Raw genomic sequence first — 12,314 nt, 5'->3', positions numbered from 1 at the left:
AAGGTGTGACACGGACGGCCCCGCTCGGTGCGACGCGGCGTCGATTCCACCGGTCACCACCGAACCGTCCGGCATCTTCACGCCGGCAGCCGAGCAGCGACCGGACTCGGCAGGGTCCGCGGGGGATGAGTTCCACGTCACACCCGTGCTTCTGTCACAGATGCCGTGGTCGCCCGGTCAGTAGCACGTATCCGAAAAACGGCGAGGAGATCACATCATGAATGCGCGTCTCGACTACTTCGGCAACTCCCTTGCCGGCAAGGTGCTGAAGCACATCAACTCTGCCAACAAGGTGCTGTCGGACTCGACCCTGCCCGGCACGACGCAGGAGTTGGTGAAGATTCGCGCCAGCCAGATCAACGGCTGCGGTTTCTGCACCGACATGCACACCAAGGACGCCGCCCACGCCGGAGAGACCCAGCAGCGCCTCAACCTGGTGGCAGCCTGGCGGGAGGCCACGGTGTTCACCGAGGCCGAGCGCGCCGCGCTGGAACTGGCGGAACAGGGCACCCGCATCGCGGACGCGGCCGGCGGCGCCGCGGACGAGGCCTGGGCGAACGCCGCCAAGCACTTCGACGAGGACCAGCTCGTCGCGCTCATCTCGCTCATCGCCGTCATCAACGCCTACAACCGCATCAACATCCTCAACCAGCAGCCCGCCGGGGACTACCAGCCCGGCCAGTTCGGCTGAGCCACCCGGCACACCGCCGGATCCGGCCGTCCGTCTCCCGGCCCTGGGCCGGGAGACGGACTTTCCCGCGTCCGCCGCGACCGACCGTGCCTTGCACGCGAGATGTCGGCACACGGATTCGGTACATCCTCGACGGGTCGGACGGGTCGGACGGGTCAGGCGGTGGGCCGCGGGGCGCGCAGGTGGGCCCGCTGCTCCAACTCCTCCGGGTCGACCAGTTCGAGCATGGGCTTTCCGGGCGCGCACATCATGGTGACCACGAACCGGGTACGCGCATCCGTCAGCGCGTTGCCGTCCTGGTAGTGGATCGCATCGCCGCCCGGCTCCCAGAACGTCCCGCCGGCCTCGACCACACGCTCGGGCTCGCCCTCCAGCTCGAACCGGACCGCGCCCTCGACAACGTAGCCGAACGCCGGTCCCGAGTGACGATGCGGAGGAGTCCCCGGATCTCCGGGTTCCCAGTCGACCTGGATCGTCATCGCCGAGGCGCCCTCGGGGACGGTGATCGGCGAGGCGTCCTGCAACATCTTCGCCGCCGTCATCCAGCCCTGCGATCCTGCATGCTTCCCGTGCACGTGCGCCGAGTCCTGCTCCGACACTGTGTCGCCACCTTTCCGTAGGTCCGCCGCTGCATGGGGCGGTCACGCCATCTGCCGGAGGCGTCATCGCGCCCGGCGTCCATGGCCGTTCGCAGTGATGACCGGGTAACCCTCGGGTCTGTGACAGAGATGTTCGCCCCCGATCCGTGGGGTGTCCGCCGCGTCAGCCGCACCCGGCACGGACCGGCGAACGGGCGTCGGCGGATGGTCGCCTCGTGACAACTCGGCGTGTACACCGCAGAAGCACTGTTTCGGACCGGCTTGTAGCATGGCGTCGCCAAGCCGAAGGGGACAGGAATGCACGCTGGGGCCGACGCCGATTCCCTCGACGAGGCGGCGAGGGACTTCCTCGCGGCGCGCCCGCAGCTCTTCGGTGTCGCCTACCGGGTGCTCGGAAGCACCGTGGAAGCCGAGGACATCCTCCAGGAGACGTGGGTGCGGTGGCAGAACGCGGACCGCACTCACATCGTGGAGCCGACGGCCTTCCTGACCACGGTCACCGCCCGTCTGGCCATCAACCTGGCCCAGTCCGCGAGGGCCCGACGGGAGTCCTACGTCGGTTCGTGGCTTCCCGAGCCGATCAACACCGGCACGGATCCGCAGGTGGGTGCCGAACGGGCCGAGGCCCTCGAACTGGCGGTGCTCTTCCTGTTGGAGAAGCTGAACCCGATGGAACGTGCCGCCTACGTCCTGCGGGAAGCCTTCAACTACCCCTACGCGCAGATCGCGGGCATTTTGGAGACGAGTGAGGTCAACGCCCGTCAACTGGTGAGCCGCGGGCGCAAACACCTGGCTGCCGAGCGCAGGGAACCCGTCAGCACGACGGATCACCGCCGTCTCCTGGAAGTGTTCCTCGCCGCCGCGCAACGGGGTGATCTGGCGGCGCTGGAGAAGGTGCTCGCTGCGGATGTCGTCAGCTACACCGACGGCGGAGGACTACGCGGCGCGTCGAGGATCCCGGTTGTCGGACGCCTGCACGTCTCCAAATACCTCGTGGCCTTCGCCCCCCGGTTCTGGCCCCGGTCGGAGGTGCGGTGGGTCGAGGCCAACGGTCGTCCCGCCGTCGTCGTCTCGTCCGGTGGGGACGCCGTGGCCCTCCTTTGCGTCGATGTGTCCGCCGAGGGGATCGACCGGATCATGTGGGTGATGAACCCGGCCAAGCTGTCGCCTTACCTGGCATCGCTGAGCAGTTGAACGCCGTTCGTCCTCGCCATCCACGCCGGGCCGCCGGACGGCCTGCTTCCCCGAACAATCCACCGCAGTTCGCGAACCGAAGTGTCACAAATACCCGAGCGGCCCGGTCGTAATCAATGACCCCCATTGATCGGAGCAATCGTGGCCGCCACCGAAAAGCGCCTCTCCACCGCGGTCCTGGTGATCGGGACCGGCGGCGCCGGGCTGCGAGCGGCGATCGAGCTGGCAGAGGCCGGGCTCGACGTCCTCGCGGTCGGCAAACGCCCCAAGGAAGACGCCCACACGTCCCTCGCCGCCGGCGGGATCAACGCCGCGCTGGCCACCATGGATCCCGAGGACAGTTGGCAACAACACGCCGCCGACACCCTCAAGGAGAGCTACCTGCTCGGCGATCCTCGCACCACCGAGATCGTCACCCGGGGCGCGGCCCGGGGCATCGACGACCTCGAGCGCTACGGCATGGCCTTCGCCAGGGAACAGGACGGCCGCATCTCCCAACGCTTCTTCGGCGCACACAAGTTCCGGCGCACCGCCTTCGCCGGTGACTACACCGGCCTGGAGATCCAACGCACCCTCATCCGGCGTGCGAATCAACTGGACATCCCCATGCTCGACACCGTGTACATCACCCGGCTCCTGGTACACGACGGTGCCGTGTTCGGTGCGTACGGCTTCGACCTCGGCACCGGAACCCGCTACCTCGTCCATGCCGACGCGGTGATCCTCGCAGCCGGCGGTCACACCCGGATCTGGCGGCGCACGTCGTCACGCCGCGACGAGAACACCGGCGACTCCTTCCGGCTCGCCGTCGACGCCGGTGCGCGGCTGCGCGATCCCGAACTGGTCCAGTTCCACCCCTCGGGCATCATCGAGCCGGAGAACGCGGCCGGCACGCTGGTCAGCGAGGCCGCCCGCGGCGAGGGCGGCATCCTGCGCAACGGCCTGGGCGAACGATTCATGAAGCGCTACGACCCCACCCGCATGGAACTGTCCACGCGCGACCGGGTCGCCCTGGCCGCCTACACCGAGATCAAGGAGGGCCGCGGCACACCCAACGGTGGTGTCTGGCTCGACGTCTCCCACCTCCCACGCCAAACGATCATGAGCCGCCTCCCCCGCGTCTACCAGACGCTGCTGGAACTGCAGATGCTGGACATCACGCGTGATCCCATCGAGGTCGCGCCCACCGCCCACTACTCGATGGGCGGGGTCTGGGTCCGCCCCGAGGACCACAGCACCGACGTACGCGGCCTCTACGCCATCGGCGAGGCGGCCAGCGGACTCCACGGGGCCAACCGGCTCGGCGGCAACAGCCTCGTGGAACTGCTGGTCTACGGCCGGATCACCGCACAGGCGGCCGCCGACTACTCCCGGGCCCTGACCGCACAACCACGTTCGGCAGCGGCGCTCGCCCAGGCCCGCGCCGAGATCGACGATCTGCTCGCCGCCGACGGCCCCGAGAACGTCCGGGCTCTGCAGCGCGCCATCCGCAACACCATGACGGAACACGCGGGCGTCCTCCGCGACGAGCAGGGGCTGCGCACCGGGCTCACGGAACTCGAAGCCATCGAGAAGCGCATGGAGAACGTGGGCATCCACCCCGACATCGCCGGCTACCAGGACCTCGCACACGCCTTCGACCTCAAGTCGGCCGCCCTCGCGGCTCGGGCCACCCTCGAAGCGGCGCTCGAACGCCGCGAGACCCGCGGCTGCCACAACCGCGGCGACTACCCGGACAGCGATCCCGCCTTCCGAGTGAACCTCGTGTGGTCCCCCACCACCGGGATCGCCCACGAAAGCATCCCGCCCATTCCCGACGAGATCGCCGCCCTGATGGAGGCGATCTCCACCGACGGAAAACTCGCCGAATAGCCCACGCACCGACGACGAGGACGGCGACTCGTGCCGGCGCGCACCGTATCCGACGCCCTCCACCGGATCCCCATCCCACGAGGTGGCGACCGAGGTCCGGCCGCAGTCGTTCGTCGCCGCCCTGCAATCGGCCACACCCCGTGGTGCCGACTGTCGGACGCCGTCCGCCCCGGTCCCGAGAACGACGTCGCCACCGGGCCACCGTCCTCACCCGAGCGGACGGTCGCCCGGTCCGGAACCTCCGGGCGCGGGCTGCGGGACCCGCTTCATGTGGTTTCGACAGGCCCCGCAGCGTTATCCGCCTGGGCGGTACCGGCCACCCCCAGGACGGCAAACACACTCAGCACCGCAGCCGGCACCAAACGGGCCGAGAAATAGCGAACGGAGACAGACTTCTCCTTGTCGTCAGCCGGGAACGTGCACACCCGACAACGAGCAGCACCACATCCGGGCACGGCGCGATACTCCAACCGCGCACATGCCGCCGGCCGAAGGTGCCCGGACTGCGCCGCAGTCGGTCAAGAGCACGCCGGGAGGCCGCCCGCCTCCGAAGCGGGCCCTGGAAGGCGGAGGCGCCCGGTCTCGGGGCCACGGCGAGCGCGAACCGGTGCGGCGTCCGCGTACGTGCCCGCGGTCCGGTGGTCGGCCGCGGCTTGTTGGCGACTCACCGACTCACCCGGGTCCCTGCTCCGCTTCGTGGATCACACGGGCGTCGCCGCGCCAGGGGGTCCTGAAGCGCCGCCGCAGGACCCGCGCCGGGCGATCGGCCGGCGGCGAGGCGGCCGGCTCACCGCGTCGGGGCGTCAACCGGCTCGCCGTGCCGTGGGTTTCCCTCGGACACGAATGCCTCCCGGGGGCGCTGCACCGCGGCGAGGGAGACGATGTCCCGTCCGTAGAGGGTCGCGGTGATCCAGACGGCGAGCACCCGGACCTTGCGTTCCCAGGTCGGAATGGCGAGCACGTGATACCCGCGGTGCATGAGCCAGGCCGGGAAGCCCTTGATGACCAGGCGGCGGTACTGGAAGATGCCCCGGCCGAGCCCCAGCGTGGCCACCACGCCCAGACTGTGGTGGACGTAGTTGCGGGTGGGCCGCCCCCGCAGCGTCGCCACGATGTTCTTCGCCAGAAGCTTGCCCTGTCGAACCGCGTGCTGGGCGTTGGGAACCGTGTGCGCTCCCGGCTGCCCCACCGCGAGATCGGGTACCGCGGCGTCATCGCCGGCGGCCCACACGTCGGCCACCGCCTCCGACTCCGTGCCCACGCGAAGATCCGCCCGTACGACGAGCAGACCGCGCTCGTCGACCGGAAGATCCGTGTGGTTGCGAACGACGGGATTGGGCGCGTTCCCCGCCGCCCACACGATCAGGCCCGAATCGAGTTGCTCCCCGTTCGACAGCACGACATGTCCGCCCACGGCGGAGACCAGTTGCGTGTTCAGGTGCACCCGCGCTCCGCGCTTCTCCAACGCGCGTACGACCCACGCCCCGGGCCCGTCACCGACCTCGGGAAGAATCCGGCCACGCGCCTCCACCAGGTGGAAGTCCAGCTCCTCCGCGTCGAGTTCCGGGTAGTGCCCGAGCAGCGCGGTCGCCAGGGACAACAACTCGCCGAACCCCTCCACGCCGGAGAATCCCCCACCCACGAACGTGACGGTGAGGAGCCTGCGTCGCTCGGGACCGCGAGGCAGTGTCGCCGCGACATCGAACGAGGCCAGCAGCCGGTCACGAATGGCCACGGCCTCTTCGACATGCTTCAGCCCGAATGCCTCCTCGCTGATACCCGGGATGGGAAACGTCCGGGTGACCGCCCCCGCGGTGACCACGAGGATGTCGTAGGCCAGCTCGTACTCCGGTCCTGTCTCCGGTCGAACGGTCACGGTCCGCGCGCTGTTGCGGATCTCCGTCACCGTTCCCGCGATCAGCCGGGCGCGACGCAGGTGCCGCCGGAGCGAGACCGCCGCGTGCCGGGCCTCCACCGACCCGGCCAAGACCTCGGGCAGAAACGGCTGATACGTCATGTACGGGCGCGGGTCCACCACGGTGACACGTGCCTCGTCCCGACCCAACTTCCGCGTCAGGCCCCACGCGGTGTAGAAGCCCGCGTAACCGCCGCCGACGATCAAGATCTCCCGCACGGTGTCCTCTGTTCCTCTAGGTTGCACCCGTAGAGACAGGACGGCACCGCTGGTTGTGACACCGTCCGACGTTGTCGTCCGTGCCGTGCTGCTGTCCGCGCCACGCTCCGTCGCCGTGCACGAGGCGTACGCCGAGCCCGTGGGCAAGCCGTTCCCGGCGCTCGATGCGATCCGCCGGCGGCTTCGCCCGAGGATGCTCGGCGACGGTGCCGCCGAGTCGCACGGTGCCGGTGTGCGGGGCGCCGCCCGGGGATCACCGGCTGCGCGGACCCGGGATCCGCGCGGTCGTCCCGTGCGCGGCCGACCGCAGGAACGCCGGGGCACGGGAATGGGCCCGGGGGCACCCCCGGGCATACACCCGGGTCTCCCCGGGCGCGCCCGGGGCCCGCCGGGGACGACGGTGGGTGGAGCCGAGCCGGGGCGCCTTTTCGGGCGATCAGCTGTTCCCCCGGCGCTCCGGACCATCGAAAGCGGGGAGATCGTCGTGTGCCTGTCCGGCATCGATGTCGTATCGGAGTCACACTCGTCGACCGAAGACGTACCGGAGAACGCGGCGGCGAGGGTCGGCCCGGGACCGCATGCGGACGCGGACTTCGAAAGTGTCCGTTCGCGGCTTCTCGGGATCGCCTACCGCTACCTCGGTCGTGCCGCCGACGCCGAGGACGTGGTCCAGGACGTGTGGCTCCGCTGGCAGCGAGTGGACCCGGCCCGGGTGCGGGACCGTGCGGCGTTCCTCGCCACCGTCACCGCCCATGCGGCGCTCAACGCGGCGACCTCGGCGTGGGCCCGACACGAGGTCAGCGTCGAGTTCCGAAGTCCGACGCACGCGCCGTGGTCCGTGGATCCGGCGCCGGGCGCGGAACGCCGGGAGGCGCTCGCAAGTGCCTTGCGGTTGCTGATGGAACGGCTGCCCCCGGTCGAACGTGCGGTGTACATACTTCGGGAGGCTTTCGCGTACCCGTTCCGCGAAATAGCCGACCTCCTCGGCCTCAGCGAAGGAAACGCCCGGCAACTTGCGTTCCGCGCGCGCGGGCATCTTGCCCGACGACGGCATCGCCCGGTCGATCCCGCAGAGCTGGACGGGCTGTTGGAGGCCTTCCTCGACGCGGCTCGCACCGGCAACATGGCGCGCCTCATCGGTTTGTTTCAGGGGCTCCGCACCCCGACGAGCCATGAAACCCCCTCGGGGCCCGTGCCATCGAGGGGAGCAGCCCCGCGCTCCCGGACACCCTTCCCGCCGGATGTCCGAGCCGCCCGCACCGCTGCCCGGACGCTGGTGCATCATGGGGAAGACCCGGACTGAAGCGGGTCCGACCCTCTGACCTGCGGTGGTTCCCATGTCGAACGGCACTCCTCTGCGTTGGCTGCGTGGCCGGCGCAGCGAATGCCGGGCTCTGGACCAGGTGGTTGCCGACGCCAGGGCAGGTGACAGCCGTGTGCTGGTGCTGCGCGGTGAGGCGGGGGTCGGCAAGTCCGCGTTGGTGGAGCACATGGTGGGGAACGCGGCCGGATGCCGTGTCCTGCGTGTGGTCGGGGTCGAGTCCGAGATGGAGCTGGCGTTCGCCGGACTGCACCAGCTGTGCATGCCGATAATGGGGCGGATCGACCGTCTTCCCGATCCGCAGCGGGATGCCTTGGCCGTGGCCTTCGGCCTCCGGGCGGGCAGTGCCCCGGACCGTTTCATGGTCGGGCTGGCGGTCCTCGGTCTGTTGGCCGACGTGGCGGAGGAACAGCCGGTCGTCTGTGTCGTGGACGACACCCAGTGGCTGGACCAAGCCTCCGCACAGACGATGGCGTTCGTCGCACGCAGGCTCCTCGCGGAGCGGGTCGCCCTGGTGTTCTCGGCGCGCACGACGGTGCCTGCCGCAGGCGGCGATCCGCTGACGGGGCTGCGGGAGCTGACGATCGGCGGGTTGCGCGACGACGACGCGCGTGCGCTCCTGGACTCGGTGATCCCCGGACGGCTGGACGAGCGCATCCGGGACCGCGTCGTCGCGGAAACCCGCGGCAACCCGCTGGCTCTGCTGGAACTGACCCGGGGGTTGACTCCGGCGGAGCTGGCCGGCTTCGGGCGTCCGGACGCGCGACCGTTGGCGAGCCGGATCGAGGAGAGTTTCCTTCGCCAGATCGGGTGCCTGTCCGACTCGGCACAGCGCCTGCTGCTGGCGGCCGCCGCAGAGCCGGTCGGGGACGTGTCGTTGTTGCGAAGGGTGGCCGAGCGGCTCGACATCGCGGCGGAGGTCGCGAAGGCGGTGGAGGCGTCGGGACTGATCGAGATCGGTCCGCGAGTGCGGTTCCGTCATCCGCTGGTGCGCTCCGCCGCCTACCACGGGGCCGATCCCGCGGTGCGCCGCGACGTGCACCGTGCGTTGGCCGAAGCGACCGATTCCGATTTCGACTCCGACCGCCGGGCCTGGCACCGGGCACACGCGGCGGTTGCGCCCGACGAGGCTCTGGCCGAGGAACTGGAGCGCTCCGCGGACCAGGCCAAGGCCCGCGGCGGCGTCGCGGCGGCGGCCGCCTTCCTCAGGCGCGCGACCGAACTGACGCCCGACCCGATCCGGTACGGGACCAGGGCTGCGACCGCCGCGCGAGCCACCTTCGACGCCGGCGCCCCCGACGCGGCACTCGAACTCGTCGCGGCCGCGGAAACGAGCCCCGTGAGTGAGCTCGAACGCGCACGACTGGCCCGGCTGCGCGCTCAGATCGTCTTCGCCCGCCGGCGCGGTGGTGAGGCTCTTCCGCTGATGCTCGACGCAGCCGGGCGACTGGAACACGGGGACAGCGCCCAGGCGCGCGAGGCCTATCTCGAAGCGATCGGAGCGGCGGTCTTCGGCGGTCGCCTCAACGGACCCGTCGGAGCGCGGGAGGTTGCCGAAGCTGCCCGCAGGGCACCGCGCGCACCGCAGCCCGGCAGGCCGGCGGACGCCCTCCTCGACGGCCTGGCGACATGGTTCACCGAAGGGTGCGCGCAAGGCGCGACGCTGTTGAAGCCCGCGCTGGGAGCGTTCCGAAAGGCCGCCGCACGCAATGAGGACGACGTCATGCGCTGGCTCTGGCTGGCGTGGCCGGTCGCCGGCGACATGTGGGACGACGAGACGTGGCATGTTCTGAGCACACACGCGGTACAGGCGGCCCGGGAAACCGGCGCGCTCAATTTCCTTCCCCTGGCACTCGCCTACCGCGCCGCCGTGCACGTGCACGCCGGAGAGTTCGACCTCGCCTCCACCTTGATCAACGAGTCCGACAACATCACCGAGGCAACCGGCAACTCGCCGCTGGCGTACGCCTCGCTTCTCCTCATGGCCTGGCGCGGTGAGGACGTCCAGGCGGCGGACGTGATCCTGAGCACCGCTCAGGACGCGACCGCCTGGGGTGAGGGGCGCGCGATCGGGCTGGGACATTACCTGCTGGCGGTGCTGTACAACGGCCTCGGCCGGTACCGGGACGCCCGAGGGAGTGCCGAACGGGCCGGTGAGCACGAGGATTTGGCGGTCGCCGGATTCACCCTCGTCGAACAGGTCGAAGCGGGCGTGCGCAGCGACGCCCCCGAGTCGGCCGCGTCGGCCCTGCGCCGACTCGAGGAACGGGTCGGCGCGCAGAGCACGGACTGGGGCCTGGGAGTGCTGGCCCGGTCACAAGCGCTGCTCAGCGAGGGCAAGGCCGCCGACCTTCTCTACCGCGAAGCCGTGGAGCGCCTGGAGCACAGCCGAATCGCCGTCCACCTCGCGCGCACCCACCTGGTGTATGGCGAGTGGCTGCGCCGCGAGAACCGGCGTGCCGACGCGCGCGAGCACCTGCGCACCGCCTACGAGATGCTGAACGGCTTCGGTGCGCGCGCCTTCGCCGAGCGCGCCCGCCGAGAACTTGCCGCCACCGGCGAGTCGGTCCGGCAGCGCACCGTCGACGTACAGGGGTCACTCACCACACAGGAAGTCCAGATCGCCCGGCTCGCCGCGGAGGGCAGGACGAACTCCGAGATAGGCGCCGAATTGTTCATCAGCCCGCGTACGGCCGAGTGGCACCTGCACAAGGTGTTCATCAAGCTCGGCATCACCTCGCGGAACAAGCTCCGCGATGCGCTGGCCGGCACCTGACGCCGACGAACGGGCACCCCTGCCCGGGCCGGCGTCGATGGTGCCGGGCGGAGATCTCCCACCCGGCACCTCCCGATCCGACGCTCAGCCTTGCTTTCCCTCGACGGCGTCGAGAATCGTGGCGGCCACCGCATCGGGCCGGCTTGCCGCGATCGCGTGCGAGGCGTCGGTGACCTCGCGGGTTCCGCGCGAGGAGGCGCGTTCGGCCATGAACCGCAGCGTCTCCACCGGGATGTTGAGGTCCGTCCCGCCGAAGACGAACCATGAGGGGATGGTCCGCCACGCCGGTTCGCCGGTCAGTCCGTCGGTCAGCGCCCGCTCGGTGACCGGGCGCTGGGTCGCCGCCATCAGGGCGGCCTCGTCGGCGTACAGGTCGGCGCAGAACTGGTGGTGGAACCGGTCCTCGGCGATCCGGAACTCGATGCCGCCGGAGGCCACCGGATACCCGGCCAACGCGTCGGCCAGGGTGCTGCCCGGGAACCTGCCGGACAACTGCAAGGCGGACTCGTCCGTCTCCGGGGCGAACGCGGCCACGTAGACCAGGGATTGAACCGCCGGCAGGCCGGCCGCGGCCTGGGTGACCACCAGACCGGCGTAGGAATGGCCGACCAGGACGACCGGGCGAGCGAGGCCGTCGACGACATCGCGTACGTACGCCGCGTCGTCCGCGAGTCCGCGCAGCGGATTCGCCACCGCGACCGCGTGCACCCCGCGGCCCTCCAGCAACCGGATGACACGGTTCCAACTCGCCGACTCGGCGAAGGCTCCGTGGACAAGGACGACGACCGGCCGGTCGGTGATGCTCACGAGTGGTCCTTTCCGGTGTTCAGGGCGTTCTTTGCCAGATAGGACCGCGCAGCCCGTGCCGGTGTGACAGATCCCGCGAAATCTCCCGTGCACGAATTTCGAACACCCGAGTCGGAAATCGTTCCTTTCCGCGCGGTCTTCTGCGTGTGGTGGGCGTGGACGAACTTCACCCCGACCTTCGGGATCGGCACGACGGTCTCCCCTGCCGGACGCATGGCCAGGGGTGGTCTCACCGGTCCCGAAGGCATCGACAGACCGCTGATTGGCGGCGGAAGTGTGCGGTGGCCCCCTGACTCGAAGTAGTGATCACACATTCATGCCGCTGCCGAGCCACCTCGCGCGGATGCCGATCGGCTGCGGCCCACCGATCATGAGCCGGTCCCACTCGGTGACCGACATGCCGTTGGTGAGGTGGGCCAGGGCGTGTTGGATGCGCAGGAGCGTGCGCCACCGGTGGAAGCTCATGCCCGGTTCGGTGTGGAAGAGGCGGCTGAGGGTGCGCTCACTGGCTCCGGCGGCGCGTCCCAGTTCGGTCGGGGTTGCCGGCCGGGCGGGGTCGGAATGCAGGAGGTCGGCGAAAACGCTGGGGTGTCCCGCGAGTTGGCCGCACAGTTCGAGCGGGATCGTCAGCAGGCGTGCGTCGCTGCGGCCGTAGAAGCGGTGTCCGTGGGCGAAGCCGGGTGGCGTCCACGTCACACGGTTGGCCGGGGCCACCCAGGTTCCGCGCTCCGTCGTGGTGGCCGGTGTCCCGGCGGCAGCGTAGACGAGCTGGCCCTGGTCGTGGGTGTGGGGGCCGAGGCGGTAGCCGTGCGGCAGCCATCCGGCGCCACTGGCCATGTCCCGCGGCTCTGCGGATCCTGGAGAAAGTTGGCGGTTTTCCGGCATCGGCTGTCAGTTTGCCGGTGGCCCGGAGGTTGGTG

9 protein-coding genes are annotated in these 12,314 nt (G+C 70.3%); 5 read left to right on the top strand and 4 right to left on the bottom strand.

Annotation, left to right across the window (positions count from 1 at the left end; genetic code table 11):
- Window positions 1-217: 217 nt before the first annotated feature.
- Complete coding sequence (locus tag ABZ374_RS12665) at window positions 218-691, top strand: carboxymuconolactone decarboxylase family protein (RefSeq protein ID WP_360309991.1); 474 nt, start codon at window positions 218-220, stop codon at window positions 689-691.
- Between the two features lie 155 nt (window positions 692-846).
- Here ABZ374_RS12665 and ABZ374_RS12660 read toward each other — a convergent pair whose 3' ends face one another.
- Complete coding sequence (locus tag ABZ374_RS12660) at window positions 847-1,233, bottom strand: cupin domain-containing protein (RefSeq protein ID WP_360310168.1); 387 nt, start codon at window positions 1,231-1,233, stop codon at window positions 847-849.
- A gap of 354 nt (window positions 1,234-1,587) precedes the next feature.
- Between ABZ374_RS12660 and ABZ374_RS12655 the strand changes: the two genes are divergently transcribed.
- Both ABZ374_RS12655 and ABZ374_RS12650 read left to right on the top strand, forming a co-directional pair.
- Window positions 1,588-2,484, top strand: a complete 897-nt coding sequence (locus tag ABZ374_RS12655) for an RNA polymerase sigma-70 factor (protein WP_360309989.1) — start codon at window positions 1,588-1,590, stop codon at window positions 2,482-2,484.
- 141 nt (window positions 2,485-2,625) lie between these two features.
- The gene (locus tag ABZ374_RS12650) at window positions 2,626-4,356 is read left to right on the top strand and encodes an FAD-binding protein (RefSeq protein ID WP_360309987.1); all 1,731 of its coding nucleotides are present in this window, start codon (window positions 2,626-2,628) and stop codon (window positions 4,354-4,356) included.
- A gap of 787 nt (window positions 4,357-5,143) precedes the next feature.
- Here the strand turns inward: ABZ374_RS12650 and ABZ374_RS12645 are convergent.
- Window positions 5,144-6,490, bottom strand: a complete 1,347-nt coding sequence (locus ABZ374_RS12645; RefSeq protein ID WP_360309985.1) for an FAD-dependent oxidoreductase — start codon at window positions 6,488-6,490, stop codon at window positions 5,144-5,146.
- Between the two features lie 400 nt (window positions 6,491-6,890).
- On the opposite strand from ABZ374_RS12645, the gene ABZ374_RS12640 reads away from it, so the two are divergent.
- Window positions 6,891-7,793 carry a sigma-70 family RNA polymerase sigma factor gene (locus ABZ374_RS12640; protein ID WP_360309983.1) on the top strand — a complete coding sequence of 301 codons (903 nt, stop codon included), beginning with the start codon at window positions 6,891-6,893 and terminating at the stop codon, window positions 7,791-7,793.
- Window positions 7,794-7,827: 34 nt separating this feature from the next.
- Complete coding sequence (locus ABZ374_RS12635; RefSeq protein WP_360309981.1) at window positions 7,828-10,587, top strand: AAA family ATPase; 2,760 nt, start codon at window positions 7,828-7,830, stop codon at window positions 10,585-10,587.
- Window positions 10,588-10,671: 84 nt separating this feature from the next.
- Here the strand turns inward: ABZ374_RS12635 and ABZ374_RS12630 are convergent, their stop codons facing one another.
- Entirely contained in the window at window positions 10,672-11,394 is a 723-nt protein-coding gene (locus tag ABZ374_RS12630) for an alpha/beta hydrolase (protein WP_360309979.1), read from the bottom strand.
- Between the two features lie 306 nt (window positions 11,395-11,700).
- Window positions 11,701-12,231 (bottom strand): AraC family transcriptional regulator, encoded by a 531-nt coding sequence (locus ABZ374_RS12625; protein WP_360309977.1) that lies wholly within the window; start codon window positions 12,229-12,231, stop codon window positions 11,701-11,703.
- Between the last annotated feature and the right edge of the window lie 83 nt (window positions 12,232-12,314).

The sequence above is a fragment of the Embleya sp. NPDC005971 genome (assembly GCF_040629175.1).
Taxonomy (GTDB): domain Bacteria; phylum Actinomycetota; class Actinomycetes; order Streptomycetales; family Streptomycetaceae; genus Embleya.
This window is presented reverse-complemented; position numbering and strand designations above follow the sequence as displayed.

What these genes read in the sequence shown, in the direction of transcription:
- ABZ374_RS12665 (WP_360309991.1), top strand. Translation starts at nt 218, where the DNA reads ATGAATGCGCGTCTCGACTACTTCGGCAACTCCCTTGCCGGCAAGGTG.
- ABZ374_RS12660 (WP_360310168.1), bottom strand. Translation starts at nt 1,233, where the DNA reads ATGACGGCGGCGAAGATGTTGCAGGACGCCTCGCCGATCACCGTCCCC.
- ABZ374_RS12655 (WP_360309989.1), top strand. Translation starts at nt 1,588, where the DNA reads ATGCACGCTGGGGCCGACGCCGATTCCCTCGACGAGGCGGCGAGGGAC.
- ABZ374_RS12635 (WP_360309981.1), top strand. Translation starts at nt 7,828, where the DNA reads ATGTCGAACGGCACTCCTCTGCGTTGGCTGCGTGGCCGGCGCAGCGAA.
- ABZ374_RS12625 (WP_360309977.1), bottom strand. Translation starts at nt 12,231, where the DNA reads ATGGCCAGTGGCGCCGGATGGCTGCCGCACGGCTACCGCCTCGGCCCC.